We start from the raw sequence: 16738 nt of genomic DNA, 5'->3' as shown, positions 1-16738 counted from the left end.
CCCCCATGGGCGCACGCCGTGAAAGACGCTTGCTCGAAACCGCCGCACCGATGATGCAACCGGGCGAAACGCCCGAAGTGATCGCCATGGCCAAGGTGGGCTCGCTGCGGAAGGTCCTGGGCCGGCACTTCGCACTCGCCGCCGCAACCGCCGTTCTGAGCGGCGGCACGATGTTCTCGATCACCACCCAGCGCGAGCTCTACCTGCTGCTCACCGACCGCCAGCTGCTGTTCTTCGAGGCCGACGCCTACACGGGCGGCCCGGGCAAGGCGCTGTTCGGCGTGCCGCGGACGCACGTGGCGATCACCGAGCCCAGTGGCGGGTTCTTGCTGAAGTTCGAGCTGCACGTCCACGGCTGGGACCAGGCGATGACGTTGTCGATGCCGCCGTTCCCGCCGTCGCTGCGCAAGAAGGGCCGGCAGCTGGTGGCCGGCCTGCCGCGGCTGCAGCCCGCCGTGGGGTGAAACCCAGGCGGGTGGCCGGTATCGGGGACCAGCCACCCGCCCGGGAGCTCACGAGCGGCGGTGCTTGCGGTCGTCGTCGGTGACCTCGAACTGCTCCTTGCGCACCTTGCCGGACACGGTCTGCTCGTCGCTGACCGTCTCGGTCCGCAGGCGGGCCCGCTCGACCGGTACGGTTTCCTTGCGCACCACGGGTTTCTCGGCGTGCAGGACGACGTCCTGCTCGGCCTCGCCGATCTCCGCCGTGCCGTCCGCGCGGGTGACCGGCTCGCGTTCGATGCGCACCTCTTCGTGCCGCACCGGCACGGTGACCTGCTGTTCCTCGGTGACGACGTACTTGCGCAGCCGCACGCGCCCGGTCTCGACCTGCTCGGTGCCGACGTTCAGCCGCTCCTCGGAGCGCGTCATGGCGCGGTCGTCGCGCTTGCCCGTCCCGGCCTTGCCCCGGTCCATCCGCCCGTCCGGCGACGTGCGCGGCACCGGCAGGCCGTAGTGCTGGTAGAGCTGCGTGCTCTCTTCGGGGGACAGGTGCCCGTCGGCGTCGATGCGGGGTGCGCCGGAGACACTGTCCTTGTCGACCTGGACGTGGACGCCGTCCTGGTCGGTGTGCGCGCCGGAGAGCGGGACGAAGCTTTCCTTGGTGCCGAACATGCCGGTCTTGACGGTGATCCACTCGGGCTGGTGCGTCGCGTCGGCGAGGTAGACGTTGCCGACCTTCCCGATCTTGTTGCCGTTCGGGTCGACCACGGCACTGTCGATGAGTTCCTGGGGCTGCAGGGTCCTGGCCATCGCGGTCGTGCTCCTTCCACACGTCGATTCGTTTGGTGAACCCACGGTCGGACGCTCCGGCCGGCCCGGCAACCGTCGTGGTGTTCCCGTGGGTGACCCCTGAAAGTGATCGTTTGACGCGGTTTCCGCTGGCCAACGGAGGCGGGACGCCCAGGTCGGCGGCGTGTTCCCGCCGTCACCGGCGGCCGGGGGCGAGCCGCGAAGGTGTGGATCCGGATTTCGGCGTGACCGCCGTCACCGGAGGCGTTGTCACAACGCCGTCGCCGAGGTCGTCAAGGGGGTGAAGCAGACGATGGGAAGGGAACCACGATGGAAGCGCGGCTCAACATGTTCGAGAACGAGATCACCGGCAAGTTCGTCAAGCGCCTGATCGCGGCGTCCCGCCCGGTCGAGGAGTCGTCGCTGCCGCACGCGACCCAGGAGCTGGTGAAGATCCGCGCGAGCCAGATCAACGGCTGCGGGATGTGCCTCGACATGCACACGAAGGACGCGGCGGCGGCCGGCGAGACGGCGGTCCGCCTGGCGATGGTGGCGGCGTGGCGCGAAGCGGTGGTGTTCACCGAGGCGGAGCGCGCGGCCCTGGCGCTGACGGAGGAGGGCACCCGCCTGGCGGACGCGCACACCGGCGTCAGCGACGAGACGTGGGCGGCGGTGCGCAAGCACTACGACGACGAGCAGATCGGGGCGCTGATCGCGCTGGTGGCGACGATCAACGCGTGGAACCGGCTGAACGTGATCGTCCGCACCCCCGCGGGGGAGTACCAGCCGGGGATGTTCGGCTGACGGGTTCTTCCACCGGCCGTGGGGTGCAGGACCAGCTTCGATGGCGACGCCCCTCGCGGCCGTGGAACCCCCGTATCGGGTGATGTCGACAAAGGACGGTGGCGGGGCCGCGCTTTTCGCCGGTCCCGGCTCAGGCGTACATGGCCAGCCAGATCGCGACGTAGTGCGACACCGCCGCCAGCACGGTGCAGGCGTGGAAGAACTCGTGGTACCCGAACGTCTCCGGCCAGTGGTTCGGCCACTTCACGGCGTAGAACACCGCGCCCAGCGTGTAGAACAGCCCGCCCACGCAGAGCAGCACCAGCGCCGCGACGCCCGCGTGCGTGGCCAGTTCCGGGAACACGAACACCGCGACCCAGCCCAGTGCGATGTAGATCGGCACCCCGAGCCACCGGGGTGCGTGCGGCCACAGCATCTTCAGCGCCACGCCGGCGATCGCGCCGCCCCAGACGATCGACAGGATCACGTAGCCGGTCGGCTTCGACATCGCCAGCAGCGTGAACGGGGTGTACGTGCCCGCGATGAACAGGAAGATCATCGAATGGTCCGCGCGCTTCATCCACTTGTACGCGCGCGGGCTCCAGAACTGGCGGTGGTAGAGCGCGCTCACGCCGAACAAGCCGAGCACCGTCAGCCCGTAGACCGACGTCGCCAGTGCGGCGAGCGCGGACACTGTGGACGCCACGCTGATCAGCGTGGCCACCGCGGCCAGCGCGCCGAAGAACGTCCAGAAGTGGATGTGCCCACGCAGCCGGGGGCGGAGGTCCACTACGGGCTCGGGTGGTTCCGTCATCAGGCTCACCCTTCCAGGTTACGGGGCCGTAGGTTGTCCGGCAGCGGTCGAGTCACACGCCTCACACCGGGTGCGTACGCTGACTCCACGTGAGTGTTCGCTCGTTCTTGTCCGACGTCGTGTACAGCGCCTACGGCAGGCGCCTCATCCAGCAGGCGGCCGGGCGGCATCCCCGGCACATCGCCATCATGCTCGACGGCAACCGCCGGTGGGCCCGGGAAGCGGGCTTCACGGACGTTTCGGACGGGCACCGCGCCGGCGCCAAGAAGATCGCGGACTTCCTCAGCTGGTGCCAGGAGGCCGAGGTCGAGGTCGTCACGATGTGGCTGCTGTCCACCGACAACCTCAACCGCGACCCGGACGAGCTCACGCCCCTGCTGCGGATCATCACCGACGTCACCGACGAACTCGCCGCGCCGGGGACGCCGTGGCGGCTGCGGATCGTCGGCGCCCTCGACCTGCTCCCCGCCGATGTCGCAAAGCGACTGAGCGAAGCCGCCGCCCGCACCGAAGGGCGGACCGGGATGGAGGTCAACATCGCGGTCGGCTACGGCGGGCGCCAGGAAATCGCCGACGCCGTGCGGAAGCTGCTGCTGCAGCACGCCGACGAGGGAACGTCCATTCACGAGCTGGCGAAGATCCTCGACGTCGACCACATCTCCGAACACCTCTACACCTCGGGCCAGCCGGACCCGGACCTCATCATCCGCACCTCGGGCGAGCAACGGCTTTCCGGCTTCCTGCTGTGGCAGTCCGCGCACTCGGAGTTCTGGTTCACCGAGGCGTACTGGCCGGCGTTCCGCCGGGTGGACTTCCTGCGTGCCATGCGCGACTACGCCTGGCGGCACCGCCGGTTCGGCTCCTGACGCGCCGGCAAAACCGCTGCTCAGGGCCCACACCGACACCCAAAGTTGATTTCGGCCGACCGACGGTGAGGTGACGATCCGGCGAATCACCGGGTTGGCTCCCTGCGCGCCGCCGGATTCGTCGGTACCTTCCGAGGTGAGGGCGCGCGTTCCGTGCGGGTCCTCGCGGGAGGCCCTGGTCGTGGCGGTGATCGAGGGGGCGGCGCAGCCGCCCACGAGACGCTCGAGGGGGCCGGCACCCGGCCCTCGTGGCCGCGCCACCTGACTCCAGGTCAGGAGGAGTGGTCCAGCCAGGGAGGTGCCCGGCCCAGCGAGTGCGGGCGTGAGGTGCACACGCCCTCGAGGGAGATGCCGTCGTGACTGCGCAGCGTTTGCCCCGCAAGGCCTCTGGCCACTCTTCGACCGGTGCCGTTCCCGGCCCGGAGAAAGCGCCCGAATCCCAGCAGCACATGTACGTGCTCGACACGTCGGTCCTTCTTTCGGACCCGTGGGCGGTCACCCGCTTCGCCGAGCATGCCGTCGTGCTTCCGCTGGTCGTCATCAGTGAACTGGAGGCGAAGCGCCACCACCCGGAGCTGGGCTGGTTCGCCCGGGAATCCCTGCGCATGCTCGACGACCTGCGCCGGCAGCACGGCAGGCTCGACGCACCGCTCCCCATCGGGGAGCACGGCGGCACGCTGCAGGTCGAGCTGAACCACTCGGACCAGACCGTGCTCCCGGTCGGGTTCCGCACCGACTCCAACGACCACCGCATCCTCGCCTGCGCGCTCAACCTGGCGGCGGAGAACCCGGCGGTCACGCTGGTGACGAAGGACATCCCGCTGCGGGTCAAGGCGGGCGCCGTCGGTCTCGAGGCCGACGAGTACCGCGCGCAGGAAGTGACGCCGTCGGGCTGGACGGGCATGGCGGACGTGGACGTCCAGCAGGAACTGCTGGACGAGCTGTTCGGCGGCAGCACCGTCGACCCGGTCGAATGGGGCATGGACGAGCTCGCCGAGCTGCCCTGCCACACCGGGCTGCGGCTGCTCGCGGGCAGTTCCAGCGCGCTGGGGCGGATCACCGCGGACAAGCGCATCCGGCTGGTCCGCGGCGACCGCGAGGCGTTCGGCCTGCACGGCCGCAGCGCCGAGCAGCGCGTCGCGCTCGACCTGCTGCTCGACTCCGACGTCGGGATCGTGTCGCTGGGCGGCCGGGCCGGCACCGGCAAGTCGGCGCTCGCGCTGTGCGCGGGCCTCGAGGCGGTGATGGAACGCCGTCAGCACCGCAAGGTCGTGGTGTTCCGGCCGGTCTACGCGGTCGGCGGCCAGGACCTCGGCTATCTGCCCGGGTCCGAAAGCGAGAAGATGCAGCCGTGGGCGCAGGCGGTGTTCGACACGCTCGGCGCGCTGGTCAGCCAGGACGTCCTCGACGAGGTCTTCGACCGCGGCATGCTCGAGGTGCTCCCGCTGACGCACATCCGCGGCCGCTCGCTGCACGACACGTTCGTGATCGTCGACGAGGCGCAGTCGCTGGAGCGCAACGTCCTGCTCACGGTGCTCTCGCGGCTCGGCACGGCGTCCCGGGTGGTGCTCACGCACGACGTCGCCCAGCGTGACAATCTGCGCGTCGGACGCCACGACGGCGTCTCGGCGGTGATCGAGAAGCTCAAGGGGCACCCGCTGTTCGCGCACGTCACGCTGACGCGCTCCGAACGCTCGCCGATCGCCGCCCTGGTCACCGAAATGCTGGAGGACCACGGCTGACGGACCCCGGGGGCGGCGCGAGCGCCGCCCCCGGCAGTCCTTCCCGTCATTGCCGGGCATCCGGTGAAAAACCCGCTCGGCCGATGGACGGCCGCAGCCGGGGTGGGCATAGTTGGCCGGATGCCGCCGGAAAGCCTGTCGCGTCGTGAACTTCTCGTGCGTGGTGGCGCAGCAGCCGCCGCGCTGACCGTGGCCGGGGCGGGCGTCGCCCAGGCCGAGCCGGACGCCGAGCCGGACGCCGAGCCGGACAACCAGGCGGACGGCGTGGTCCTGCGGCAGGGCACGAACATGTCCGCCGCGCTGTCACCGGACGGCCGGTGGCTCGCGGTCGACCTGGTCACCGGGATCTGGGTGCTGCCCGCCGCCGGCGGCCGCGCCCGGCGGCTCACCGACGACCTCCAGGACGCGACGCTCCCCAGCTGGTCGCCGGACGGCCGCCGGATCGTGTTCCAGTCCTACCGCGACGGCAACTTCCACCTGTACGTCATCGACGCCGCGGGCGGTACGCCCCGCAAGCTCACCAGCGGCCGGTTCGACCACCGGGAGCCGGTGTTCTCGCCGGACGGCACCAAGATCGCCTTCAGCAGCGACCGGGACGGCAGTTACGGCATCCACCTGCTGGACGTCGCCTCCGGAACGATCGGCACGGTCGTGTCCACCGCCGACGAAGAGGCGTCGCCGCGGTGGTCGGCCGACGGCACCAAGATCGTCTTCACGGTGAACGACACCGCCATCGACGTCGTCACTCCGGCGACCGGCGCCCGCACGCGGCTGATCACCGCAACCGGCGCTGACAAGGTGTACGGCCCGGCGTTCGGTCCCGGTGGGCAGCCGAGCTACCTGCGGCTGCGCGGCGCCGAAGCGGACCTCATGCTCGGCGAGGAGCAGCTGACGAAGGGCGAGGACGTCTTCGGCTTCGCCGCGAACTGGTCCGGGTCCGCCGTGCTCTACACCGCCGACGGCCACATCCGGCGGCGCACGGGGGCCGGTGCCGTCGAGGACATCCCGTTCGAAGCGCGCGTGTCCACGGCCGCCCGCGACTATCGCAGGCGGGTCCGTGACGTGGACGCGGCCGGGCCGAAGCCCGTCCGGGGCATCGCCGGTCCGGTGGTGTCCCGCGACGGCAAGCGGATCGCGTTCCGGGCGCTCAACGCGATCTACGTCGTCGCGGCGGGCGGAGGGCGGCCGCAGCGGCTGATCGGCGACGGCTACTTCAACTCCGACCCGGACTTCCACCCGGACGGGACGAACCTGCTCTACACGAGCGACCGGCTCGGCACCGCCGACCTGTGGCTGCACGACCTCGGCACCGGCGAGGACACCGTCCTCACCCGGTTGCCGGGCGCCCAGGTCGCGCCGCGGTGGTCGCCGGACGGCGGCCGGGTGGCCTACGCCGACCAGGACGGCGCCACGTGGATCCACGACGTGGCCGCGAACACCGCCCAGCAGGTGACGCCGCCGCTGTTCATGCCGGGCCGGCCGAGCTGGTCGCCCGACGGGTCGGTCCTCGCGCTGGCCGCGGTGAAGCCGTACTCGCGGCGGTACCGCGAAGGCACCAGCCAGATCCTCACGGTCGACCTGAAGACCCACGAACTCCGCTACGCCGAGCCGATGCCGTTCCGCTCGCTCGCCACCCGCGGCGACGACGGTCCACTGTGGTCACCCGACGGCCGGTACCTCGCGTTCACGGTGGAAAGCGTCGCCTGGATCGCCCCGGTCGACGGCACCGGGCGGCTGATCGGGGCGCCGCGGCAGGTCACCCACGACGTCACCGACTCCCTGGCCTGGCAGGGGAACGACACGCTCGTGTACCTGTCGAAGGGGCAGCTCAAGGCGCAGAAGATCGCCGGTGGTGAGCCGCGCACGATCCGGCTCGACTTCACGTGGGCGCGCCCGCGCCCGCCGCGCCGGACCGTCGTCCACGTCGGCGCGGTGTGGGACGGCGTCGCCCCGACGCTGCGGCGGGACGTCGACATCGTGGTCGAAGGCGGCCGGATCGCCGACGTCCGGCCGCACCGGGACGCCCCCGGCACCGTCGACGCGCACGACCTGACCGCCATGCCGGGGCTGGTCGACATCCACAACCACTGGCACCTGCGCGGCCGGCAGTGGGGTGACCGGCAGGGCAGGCTGTGGCTGGCCTACGGCATCACCACGACCCGCTCGCCCGGCGACCCGGTGTACCAGATGCTGGAGACGCGCGAGGCCCTGGAATCCGGGAACCGGGTCGGGCCGCGGTACTTCGGCACCGGGGAAGCCGTCGACGGCTCCCGGATCTACTACAACTTCATGCGGCCGACGCTGTCGCCCGCGCAGCTGGACCTGGAGCTCGCCCGCGCGGTCGAGCTGGAATACGACATGATCAAGACGTACGTCCGGCTTCCCGTGGCCTACCAGCAGGCCGTGGTCCGGGCCGCGCACCGGGCGGGCATCCCGCTGTCGTCGCACTACCTGTACCCGGCGGCGAACATCGGCATGGACGCGATGGAGCACACCGGGGCCACCAACCGGCTCGGGTATTCGCACACCGTCAGCCGGATCGGCCGGTCCTACCAGGACGCGGTCACCCTGTTCGTCCGCTCCGGGATGTCGATCACGCCGACGTTGTTCACCTCCCGGGCGTTGTACGCCGACGACAAGTCCCTCGTGACCGACGAGCGCACCCAGGTCCTGTTCCCGCCGTGGGAGTACGCGCAGCTCAAGACCACGGCGGACACCGCGGGCAACCCGGAGAACGCCTACGCCCGCCAGGTCCTCGCCGGGAACGTCGACATGGTGCTGCGGATCCACCGGGCGGGCGGGTTCGTGGTCACCGGCACGGACTCCCCGCTGGACAACGTGGCCGTCTCCACCCACCAGAACCTGCGGGCCATGGTCGCGTTCGGGTTCACCCCGTACGAGGCGCTCACCACCGCCACCCGCAACCCGGCGCGGTGGCTGGGGCTCGAGGACCGGATCGGAGTGCTCAAGCGGGGTGCGTACGCCGATTTGTCGCTCGTCCGCGGCAACCCGTTGCAGGACGTCAAGGCGGCCGCGAACGTCCGCAGCGTGCTGGTCGGCGGGGTGCTGCGGACGGTCGGCGAGCTGCTGGCGCCCTTCCGGAACCAGCCGGGCGCCCGGGCGGCGGCCACCGAGGTGGCGCCCGCCGCCCGATCGGCCGAGAAGCAGCACTGGTGGCACGTTCCGGAGTGGTCGGAACACGTGTGCTGCGCGGGCTGAGTCACCAACCCGCCGTCACCAACCCACGGTCACCAGCCTGCCGGCAGCGGGCGTCCTTCGGCGAACCCGGCCGCCGACTGGACGCCCAGCAGCGCGCGCTCGTGGAACTCCTCGAGGGTCCGCGCGCCGGCGTAGGTGCAGGACGAGCGCACGCCGGAGCCGATCGAGTCCAGCAGGTCCTCGACCCCCGGGCGCTGCGGGTCCAGCGACATCCGCGACGAGGAGATGCCCTCCTCGAACAGCGCCTTCCGCGCGCGGTCGAACGAGTTGTCCGTCCGCGTCCGCGCGCCCACCGCGCGCTTCGACGCCATCCCGAACGACTCCTTGTAGGGCCGCCCCTGCTCGTCGAACCGCAGGTCGCCGGGGGATTCGTAGGTGCCGGCGAACCACGAGCCGACCATCGCCGCGGACGCGCCGGCGGCCAGCGCCAGCGCGACGTCACGCGGGTGCCGGACCCCGCCGTCGGCCCAGACGTGCTTGCCCAGCTCACGGGCGGCGGCCGCGCACTCGGCGACCGCGGAGAACTGCGGGCGGCCCACGCCGGTCATCATCCGGGTCGTGCACATCGCGCCGGGCCCGACGCCGACCTTGACGACGTCGGCGCCGGCCTGGATCAGGTCGCGCGTGCCCTCGGCCGTGACCACGTTGCCCGCGACCACCGGGACCTGCGGCGACACCGACCGGACGGCCTTCAGCGCGGCGATCATCTTCTCCTGGTGCCCGTGCGCGGTGTCGACGACCAGCACGTCGACGCCCGCCTTCAGGACGGCGTCGGCCTTCGCGGCGACGTCGCCGTTCACGCCGACCGCGGCCGCGACCCGCAGCTTGCCCGCGTCGTCGACGGCGGGGGTGTAGATCTCCGCACGCAGGGCGCCGACCGCGGTCAGGACGCCCGCGAGCCGGCCGTCGGCGTCGAGGCCGAGCGCCAGCGGGGCGCCGTGGCCGTTCAGCAGCTCGAACACCTCACGGGCCGGCGTGGTGAGCGGGACCACGACGGCCGGGGGCTGCGCGACGTCGGCGAGCCGCGCGAAGCGGTCCACGCCCGCGCAGGCCGCTTCGTCGACGATGCCGACCGGGCGGCCGTCGCCGTCCACGACGACGACCGCGCCGTGCGCGCGCTTGTGGACCAGGTTGAGGGCGTCGGCGACCGCGTCACCGCCGGTCAGCACCAGCGGGGTGTCCCACACGGTGTGCCGGCTCTTCACCCAGCCGACGATCTCGGCGACGGCGGCGCTGTCCACATCCTGCGGCAGCACGACCAGGCCGCCGCGGCGGGCGACGGTCTCGGCCATCCGGCGGCCGGCGACCGCGGTCATGTTGGCGACGACGATCGGGATGGTCGCGCCGGTGCCGTCCGCGGTGGAGAGGTCGACGTCGAAGCGGGACTCCACGTCCGAACGGTTCGGGAGCAGGAACACGTCGTCGTAGGTCAGGTCGTGGGCGGGCCGGTGGCCGTCGAGGAAACGCACGAGTCACCAGACTACCTGCCTTGGCCCGTGGCAGGATCGGCGGCATGAGCCGCCGCGACCGGGACGCCGAGGGACGAGCACGCAATGCGCGGCCGCGCGACGGCCTCGGCCGGCCGCTGCCGTACGGCGCCGACGGCGTGGAACGCCAGCCCGAAGGCATCGAGCGCACGCCGGCGCAAACGCTTGCGGAGGCTCAGCGGCTGCTCGACGACGGCAAGCCGTTCCACGCGCACGAGGTGTTCGAGGACGCCTGGAAGACCACCGGCGAGCCGGACCGCGAGCTGTGGCGCGGCCTCGCGCAGCTCGCCGTCGGCCTGACGCACGCGGCGCGCGGCAACAACGTGGGCGCGGTGTCCCTGCTGGAGCGCGGCGCGGCGAACATCGAGCCGTTCCGCCGTGCCGCGCCGCACGGCGTCGACGTCACCGGGCTGCAGGAGTGGGCGCGCACGCTGGCGGAAGAGGCGAAGCAGCGCGTCCGGGTGTCGCCGAGCGTGCCGCGGCTGACGCGCTGACACCCTCGGCGAGCCCTTTTCTCAGGGCTGGTCCCAGCCGTCCGACGCGGCCTTCTCGGCGCCGATCGTCGTGCCTTCGCCGTGTCCGGTGTGGACCTTCGTCGCATCCGGGAGCGTGAACAGCTTTTCACGGATGGACCGCACGATCGTCGGATAGTCCGAATAGGACCGTCCGGTGGCGCCGGGACCGCCGTGGAACAGCGTGTCGCCGGTGAACAGTACGCCAAGGCCCGGTGCGTACAGGCACACCGCGCCGGGTGCGTGCCCCGGCGTGTGGATGACGCGGAGCTCGGTGCCGGCGGTGGTGAGCACCTGGCCGTCGGCCAGTTCGCCGTCCGGGGCGCGGTCCGGGTGCGTGAGGTCCCAGACGACCCGGTCGTCCGGGTGCAGCAGGATCGGCGCGCCGGTCGCGGCGGCGAGCTCCGGGGCGGCGTTGACGTGGTCGTTGTGCGCGTGGGTGCAGACGATCGCGGTCAGTTTCCGCTCGCCCACGACGTTTTCGATCGCCTTCGCGTCGTGCGCGGCGTCGATCACGATCACTTCCGTGTCGTCGCCCACGAGCCACACGTTGTTGTCGACGTCCCAGCTGCCCCCGTCGAGCCGGAAGACGCCGGAGGTCACCAGGTTCTGCACGATGGCCGTCATGCGCCCGACCCTAGTGGTCCTTCGGCGGGTAGATGACATACCGGCAGTATGCTACCGTCGAGTCATCTTACTGTGAGTAAGTTGGAGGGCGACGCGATGACCCGGGACCTCCTGGCCGAGCCGCTGAAGCTCCGGTGCGGCGCGGTGCTGCCGAACCGGCTGGTCAAGTCGGCGCTGAGCGAGCAGCTCGGCGACCGCCGCAACGCCCCCACGCGCGAACTCGCCGAGCTGTACCGGGCCTGGGCGCGCGGCGGCGCGGGCGCGCTGATCACCGGGAACGTCATGGTGGATCCGGCGGCGCTCGGCGAGCCGCGCAACGTCGCCGCGACCGCCGGCCCGGCAGGGTTCCGGGCCTGGGCGCGGTCGGTCGAGGGCACGGACACGCGGCTGTGGGTGCAGCTGAACCACCCGGGCCGGCAGAGCCCGCGGTACCTCTCGCGCGAGCCGGTGGCGCCGTCCGCCGTCCCGTTCGGCAACCGGGGCATCCGGACCGCCTTCGCGCCGCCGCGCGCGTTGACCGGCGAAGAGATCGAAGCGATCATCGAGCGCTTCGGCGTCGCAGCGCGCACGTTCGTCGAAGCGGGCTTCACGGGCGTGCAGATCCACGGCGCCCACGGCTACCTGGTCTCGCAGTTCCTTTCCCCGCTGACGAACCGGCGGACCGACGCCTGGGGCGGCGACGCCGTCCGCCGCCGCCGGTTCCTGCTCGAGGTGGTCCGGCGCGTGCGCGCGGCCGCGGGCGACGACGTACCGGTGTCGGTGAAGCTCAACAGCGCGGACTTCCAGCGCGGCGGCTTCACCGAGGACGAGTCCCTGGACGTCGTGCGCGAACTCGGCGAAGCCGGCGTCGACCTCCTGGAAGTGTCGGGCGGCACGTACGAGAAGGCCGCGATGATGGGCGCCGGGCGCGCGAGCACCCAGGCCCGGGAAGCGTATTTCCTGGACTACGCGGCGAAAGCTCGCGCGGTGTCGGACGTCGCGCTGATGGTCACCGGCGGGTTCGCGACACCGGAGGGAATGACCGGAGCGCTGCGTTCGGGTGAGGTGGACGTGATCGGCCTCGGCCGGCCACTGGTCGTCGACCCCGGCCTGCCGGCCCGGCTGATCGACGGCGAAGACGTCCGGGCCGAGCGGCTGTGCCCCAAGACGGGGATCCGGCTGGCGGACAGCCTCCTGGAGATCCAGTGGCACACCCGCCAGATGCACCGGATCGCCGCGGGCAAACCGGCCGACCGCCGCGGCGCGCTCCCGACCCTGGTGCGGGCCGGGCTGACCGACGGCCTCAACGCGTTCCGCCGCGTCCGCGGCTAGTGTCGCGCGTCGCAGGTTCGTCGACGCTCACCGAGCAGGACGCGGGTCCCGAGCGCCCCAATGTGGCCTTCGGTGCGTCAGACGCACCCAATGTGGCCTTCGGTGCGTGAGACGCAACCAAGGCCACATTGGGGCGCTTGAGCCGGGCCGCTTTCAACGGACCTCGGACACGCGACACCGCTAGGCGGTGGCCAGCCGCGCGAAGCGGCGGTCGTACAGGAACGCGCCCGTGACGAGCGCGGTGAAGAAGAGGCCGATGAAGACGCAGTTCAGCGTCACCTGGCCGTAGCCGAGGGCGGCCGCGTCGACGAACGGGTACGGGTAGAAGCCGGTCAGCGCGCCGCGGGGGAGGGTGAACGCCAGCCACGCCAGCGGGTAGAGCAGGGACCACCAGACCGTGCGCCACGTCAGCGCGCCGCGGGGGCCGACCAGGAGCCAGCCGAGCACGAACAGGATCGGCGTCACCTTGTGCAGCATCGTGTCGGAGAACAGCGAAAGGCCGTGCAGTTCGTACAGGCCGGCCAGGGCGACCTGGTACACGATGCCGGTGACGACGATGCCGGCCAGCGCGTCGAGCCAGAGGACGGTGAACAGCCTGCCGCGGGCCGCGCCCAGCGCGACCAGGGCCGAGTTGAGCGTGACCAGCAGGTTCGACTCGATCGTGAAGAAGCAGAGCAGGTTCGCGACCCGCCCGTCCGGATCGCTCGCCGTGGCGACGACCTGGGTGACGAGGCCGGTCAGCGCGACCAGCGCGGTGACCGCGAACCAGGCGCGGGTGAGCTTCGAACCGTGCATCCCGGCAGCGTACCCGCGGGTAACTCCACAGTGGACCCCCCGAAGGGGCCGAGTAGCGTCAGCTCCCTTCGGACCGGTCGCCGTGGAGCAGGCCGCGGACGGTGTCGATCGTGTCCGCCTCGGCCGGGTCCTTGTCCGGGCGGTAGCGGACCACCCGCGCGAACCGCAGGGCCAAGCCGCCCGGGTACCGCGTCGAAACCTGGGCGCTGTCCAGTTCGATCTCGACGACGATCTCCGGCCGGACGTACACCGTCCAGTCGTCGCGGTGGGTCTCGATCTCCTGGAACGCCCTCGTCTGCCACGCCAGCAGCTCGTCGGTCATGCCCTTGAACGTCTTGCCGACCATGATCGGCGGGCCGCCGTCCGGGTCGCGGGCGCCCAGGTGCAGGTTGGACAGCGTGCCCGTGCGCCGGCCGTGGCCCCACTCCGCGGCGAGCACGACGAGGTCGATCGTGTGCACCGGCTTGACCTTCAGCCACGCCCGCCCGCGCCGCCCGGCCGCGTACGGCGACGCCAGGTCCTTGACCATCACCCCTTCGTGGCCCGCGTCCATCGCCGCCTCCAGGACCGAAGACGCCCGCGAAGTGCCGACCTCGCCGGGGATCACGTGCGCCCCGGCGACCTTGCGCAGGGCCGCGTTGCGTTCCGAGAGCGGCGCGTCCAGCAGGTCGACGCCGTCGAGGTGGAGGCAGTCGAAGAAGTACGGCCGCAGCAGCAGCGCCTTGACCTGTTCCTCGCGGGTGCTGCCGAACCGGCTCATGGTGTCCTGGAACGGCCGTGGCCGCCCGGCGTCGGTCAGAGCCAGCGTCTCGCCGTCGAGCACCACCGACTCGCACGGCAGCCCCCGCACCAGCTCCACGAGTTCCTGCACGCTCCCGGTGATTTCCCGCAGCGTCCGCGTCCAGACGCGCACGTCGTCGCCCTGGCGGTGCACCTGGATCCGCGCACCGTCCATCTTGTACTCGACGATCGCCTCGGCGTGCTCGGCGACGGCTTCGTCCAGCGACTCCGCCGGGGACGCCAGCATCGGCTTGATCGGCGTGCCCAGCGTGAGCCGGAACTCCGCCAGCGCCGCCTGCCCGCCGGTGAGCGCCGCGACGGCGGTGATGCCGAGCTTCCCGGACAGCATGAAGGCGCGCCGCACGTCCTCGGCCGCCACCTCGGCCGCGGCCGCGACGGCGTCGACCATCACGCCCTCCAGCGCGCCCTGCCGCAGCTCGCCGGTGACCAGCCGGAAGAGGAACTGCTGCTCGTCCTGCGTCAGCCGGGTGAACAACGCGCGCAGCACGTCCTGCCGCCGCGTGTTCGACCCGGTGCCCGCCGCCACGCCCGCGGCCGCCGTCAGGGCCGCGTCCACCTCGGTGACCGTGGCCACGGACTCCGCGGACGGCGAAGCGCCCAGCGCGGCCAGGGTGCGCCAGCCCGCGCCCAGCCTGTCCTGCGCCGTCTGCCCGGTGAGGTACGCGACCACGGCGGGCAGCTCGGCGACCTCCGCCGCGCGCAGCACGGCGGCCAGGACGGCGATCTTCACCTTCCTGGACCTGGTCGCCGCCAGTTCGGCGGACGCGCGGACCAACTCGCTCAGCAACACCCGGACATCATGACCCGGACCACCGACAATTTCAGATCGGCTAGCTGTCCGGCCTGGTGCAGAGCGGGTCGAGCAGGCCGTCCTTGGTCACGCAGGGGGTGTACCCGGCGTCCTGCAGCTCGGCCCGCGCGGCCGGGGCCGCCAGGTAGTCCAGGAACCGCTTCAGCACGCTCTCTTCGCCGGGTACACCCTTCGTGTACAGGTATTCGACCGTCCAGAACCGGTAGCCGGCGACGATCGTCGTGACGTCGGGGTAGTGGCCGTCGAGCTGGACGACGGCCACCTGCTGGTCCCGGGCCGCGGCCGCCTTCGCCGCCGGGACATCGGCGTACCCGATCGCGCCCGGGACAGCGGCAACCTCGGTGAGCACCTCGGCGGTCGTGCCGCGCTCGCAGCGGGTGGTCGCCGCGGCCGGGTCGCGCTCGGGCTTGCGGCACGAGTCCGAGGTCAGCCGGTCCTCCGCCCCGCCGAGCACCTTCCGCTCGAACGTCTTGCGCGTGCCCGACTCCTGCCCGCGCCCGACGATCCCGATCGGCACCGACGGCCCCGGCCGCAGCTGGTCCCAGTTGCGCACCCGGCCGCTGAAGATGTCCCCGACCTGCTGGGTCGTCAGCCGGTCGACGCCGGCGGCGCGGTTGACGACCAGGCTGTAGACGACGATCGCGACGGCCTTCGCCGTCAGGTCCGGTCCCGCTTCCCCGGACCGCCCGTCGGACAGCACCGCCAGCCCGTCCTTGCCCGCGGCGTCGACGGGAGCGAGCGCGCGGACGCCGGTGACGCTGCCGGTCGCGCGCGTCGTGATCGCGGCGTCGTCGCACTGGCCGTGGTACTCGGCGGCGATGCCGGCCATGATCGGGATGAACGCGCTCGACCCCTCGACCGACAGCTTCCCGGCCGCGCACTGCGCGGAGCCGCCCGGCCGGGACCACGACACGAGCAGGGTCGCCAGCAGCGCGCCGGTGAGCAGCACCCCGATCGCCGTCGTGAGTACCGGCCAGCCGAACCGGCGCTGCTTGCGGTCGTCCTTGATCCGGCCGGCGGCCAGCCGGGCGTGGTGGTCGATGTCCTTGCTGATTTCGCCGTCGTGCCCCGCCGACTCGCGCAGGACGACGACCAGCTTGAACTTCTCCTTGCGCCGCAGCGAGAGCCGCGCGAACCGCACACCGTGCCACTCGGGCGCTTCCGGCGGGGGTTCGGCCGCGGCCAGCCCGGCCAGCCGCTTCGGCAGCAACGCGCGTACTCGCGAGAGCTTCACGCCTTCGACCGGGCGTTGCGGGGTCTCGCGCGTGAAGAACTCGAGGCCGTCGCGGACGTGCTGGCGGAGGCCGTCGTCGGTCGCGTCGGACACCCGCGCGTCCCAGACGATCCGGCTGCCGAAGGTGAACGACAGCGGGATCTCGAAGTCCCCGGGTGCGATGTCGAACCCGCCGGTGTTGTGGATCCGGATGACGACGATGCTCATCCGGTCGAGCAGCCGGGCCATCTGCTCGAGCTGCGGAGCCGCCTGCGCCGAGCCGTTCTCGCCGTCGTGCAGGTCGATCGGGGACAGCCCGATCTTGGAGTTGTAGAGGACCCGGAACGTCAGGCGGCGCCGGCGGATGAAGTAGCGGTCGACGAACGGCGCCGCGATCGCGACCAGTGCGGCGATCCCGAGGACCAGGCTGCCCGAATCCGAGCTGAGGATCTCGGCGAGTGACTGCATCGTCGCGCCGACGCCCACCGTGCCGCTCCTCTGCCCCCGGACTCCCCAGGCGGAAGAGCC

The 16738-nt window shown here is 71.9% G+C and carries 14 protein-coding genes; 7 read left to right on the top strand and 7 right to left on the bottom strand.

The features are described 5' to 3' along the window. The first annotated feature begins 5 nt into the window (after nt 1-5). Entirely contained in the window at nt 6-464 is a 459-nt protein-coding gene (locus ACLJOU_RS32215) for a hypothetical protein (protein WP_410572703.1), read from the top strand. Nucleotides 465-512: 48 nt separating this feature from the next. Here the strand turns inward: ACLJOU_RS32215 and ACLJOU_RS32210 are convergent, their stop codons facing one another. Then, the gene (locus ACLJOU_RS32210) at nt 513-1250 is read right to left on the bottom strand and encodes a DUF2382 domain-containing protein (RefSeq protein WP_410572701.1); all 738 of its coding nucleotides are present in this window, start codon (nt 1248-1250) and stop codon (nt 513-515) included. Between the two features lie 309 nt (nt 1251-1559). On the opposite strand from ACLJOU_RS32210, the gene ACLJOU_RS32205 reads away from it, so the two are divergent. Then, nucleotides 1560-2033 carry a carboxymuconolactone decarboxylase family protein gene (locus ACLJOU_RS32205; protein WP_410572699.1) on the top strand — a complete coding sequence of 158 codons (474 nt, stop codon included), beginning with the start codon at nt 1560-1562 and terminating at the stop codon, nt 2031-2033. A 130-nt stretch (nt 2034-2163) separates the two neighbouring features. On the opposite strand, the gene trhA is transcribed toward ACLJOU_RS32205, so the two are convergent. Next, complete coding sequence (trhA, locus tag ACLJOU_RS32200; protein WP_410572697.1) at nt 2164-2826, bottom strand: PAQR family membrane homeostasis protein TrhA; 663 nt, start codon at nt 2824-2826, stop codon at nt 2164-2166. Between the two features lie 89 nt (nt 2827-2915). On the opposite strand from trhA, the gene ACLJOU_RS32195 reads away from it, so the two are divergent. From ACLJOU_RS32195 to ACLJOU_RS32185, 3 genes are all read left to right on the top strand, one after another. Next, a complete protein-coding gene (locus tag ACLJOU_RS32195; protein WP_410572695.1) occupies nt 2916-3692 on the top strand; it encodes an isoprenyl transferase in 777 nt (258 codons plus the stop codon). A gap of 449 nt (nt 3693-4141) precedes the next feature. Further along, the gene (locus ACLJOU_RS32190; protein ID WP_410572957.1) at nt 4142-5434 is read left to right on the top strand and encodes a PhoH family protein; all 1293 of its coding nucleotides are present in this window, start codon (nt 4142-4144) and stop codon (nt 5432-5434) included. A 120-nt stretch (nt 5435-5554) separates the two neighbouring features. After that, nucleotides 5555-8653, top strand: coding sequence for an amidohydrolase family protein (locus tag ACLJOU_RS32185; protein WP_410572693.1), 3099 nt, complete (start codon nt 5555-5557; stop codon nt 8651-8653). Between the two features lie 29 nt (nt 8654-8682). Here the strand turns inward: ACLJOU_RS32185 and ACLJOU_RS32180 are convergent, their stop codons facing one another. Next, nucleotides 8683-10122, bottom strand: coding sequence for a GuaB1 family IMP dehydrogenase-related protein (locus ACLJOU_RS32180; protein ID WP_410572691.1), 1440 nt, complete (start codon nt 10120-10122; stop codon nt 8683-8685). Between the two features lie 44 nt (nt 10123-10166). On the opposite strand from ACLJOU_RS32180, the gene ACLJOU_RS32175 reads away from it, so the two are divergent. Next, nucleotides 10167-10634 (top strand): DUF309 domain-containing protein, encoded by a 468-nt coding sequence (locus ACLJOU_RS32175; RefSeq protein ID WP_410572689.1) that lies wholly within the window; start codon nt 10167-10169, stop codon nt 10632-10634. Between the two features lie 21 nt (nt 10635-10655). On the opposite strand, the gene ACLJOU_RS32170 is transcribed toward ACLJOU_RS32175, so the two are convergent. Continuing rightward, nucleotides 10656-11279: an MBL fold metallo-hydrolase gene (locus tag ACLJOU_RS32170; protein ID WP_410572687.1), complete on the bottom strand. Its 624-nt coding sequence runs from the start codon at nt 11277-11279 to the stop codon at nt 10656-10658. A 96-nt stretch (nt 11280-11375) separates the two neighbouring features. Between ACLJOU_RS32170 and ACLJOU_RS32165 the strand changes: the two genes are divergently transcribed. Further along, nucleotides 11376-12590, top strand: coding sequence for an NADH:flavin oxidoreductase/NADH oxidase family protein (locus ACLJOU_RS32165; RefSeq protein ID WP_410572955.1), 1215 nt, complete (start codon nt 11376-11378; stop codon nt 12588-12590). A gap of 180 nt (nt 12591-12770) precedes the next feature. Here the strand turns inward: ACLJOU_RS32165 and ACLJOU_RS32160 are convergent, their stop codons facing one another. From ACLJOU_RS32160 to ACLJOU_RS32150, 3 genes are read right to left on the bottom strand one after another with little or no spacing between them, the layout of a single operon-like run. Beyond that, a complete protein-coding gene (locus ACLJOU_RS32160) occupies nt 12771-13385 on the bottom strand; it encodes a Pr6Pr family membrane protein (protein ID WP_410572685.1) in 615 nt (204 codons plus the stop codon). Nucleotides 13386-13443: 58 nt separating this feature from the next. Next, on the bottom strand, nt 13444-14976 hold the full coding sequence (locus ACLJOU_RS32155) for an ATP-dependent DNA ligase (protein WP_410572683.1): 1533 nt from the start codon (nt 14974-14976) through the stop codon (nt 13444-13446). A gap of 40 nt (nt 14977-15016) precedes the next feature. Then, nucleotides 15017-16696: a PstS family phosphate ABC transporter substrate-binding protein gene (locus tag ACLJOU_RS32150; protein WP_410572681.1), complete on the bottom strand. Its 1680-nt coding sequence runs from the start codon at nt 16694-16696 to the stop codon at nt 15017-15019. Between the last annotated feature and the right edge of the window lie 42 nt (nt 16697-16738).

The organism is Amycolatopsis sp. cmx-4-61, assembly GCF_046548775.1.
In the GTDB taxonomy this organism is placed as follows: Bacteria; Actinomycetota; Actinomycetes; order Mycobacteriales; family Pseudonocardiaceae; genus Amycolatopsis.
The sequence above is the reverse complement of the archived record's forward strand: the minus strand, read 5'-3'. Positions and strand labels throughout refer to the sequence as shown.

What these genes read in the sequence shown, in the direction of transcription:
- ACLJOU_RS32215 (WP_410572703.1), top strand. Translation starts at nt 6, where the DNA reads ATGGGCGCACGCCGTGAAAGACGCTTGCTCGAAACCGCCGCACCGATG.
- ACLJOU_RS32210 (WP_410572701.1), bottom strand. Translation starts at nt 1,250, where the DNA reads ATGGCCAGGACCCTGCAGCCCCAGGAACTCATCGACAGTGCCGTGGTC.
- ACLJOU_RS32205 (WP_410572699.1), top strand. Translation starts at nt 1,560, where the DNA reads ATGGAAGCGCGGCTCAACATGTTCGAGAACGAGATCACCGGCAAGTTC.
- trhA (WP_410572697.1), bottom strand. Translation starts at nt 2,826, where the DNA reads ATGACGGAACCACCCGAGCCCGTAGTGGACCTCCGCCCCCGGCTGCGT.
- ACLJOU_RS32190 (WP_410572957.1), top strand. Translation starts at nt 4,142, where the DNA reads ATGTACGTGCTCGACACGTCGGTCCTTCTTTCGGACCCGTGGGCGGTC.
- ACLJOU_RS32185 (WP_410572693.1), top strand. Translation starts at nt 5,555, where the DNA reads ATGCCGCCGGAAAGCCTGTCGCGTCGTGAACTTCTCGTGCGTGGTGGC.
- ACLJOU_RS32175 (WP_410572689.1), top strand. Translation starts at nt 10,167, where the DNA reads ATGAGCCGCCGCGACCGGGACGCCGAGGGACGAGCACGCAATGCGCGG.
- ACLJOU_RS32170 (WP_410572687.1), bottom strand. Translation starts at nt 11,279, where the DNA reads ATGACGGCCATCGTGCAGAACCTGGTGACCTCCGGCGTCTTCCGGCTC.
- ACLJOU_RS32165 (WP_410572955.1), top strand. Translation starts at nt 11,376, where the DNA reads ATGACCCGGGACCTCCTGGCCGAGCCGCTGAAGCTCCGGTGCGGCGCG.
- ACLJOU_RS32160 (WP_410572685.1), bottom strand. Translation starts at nt 13,385, where the DNA reads ATGCACGGTTCGAAGCTCACCCGCGCCTGGTTCGCGGTCACCGCGCTG.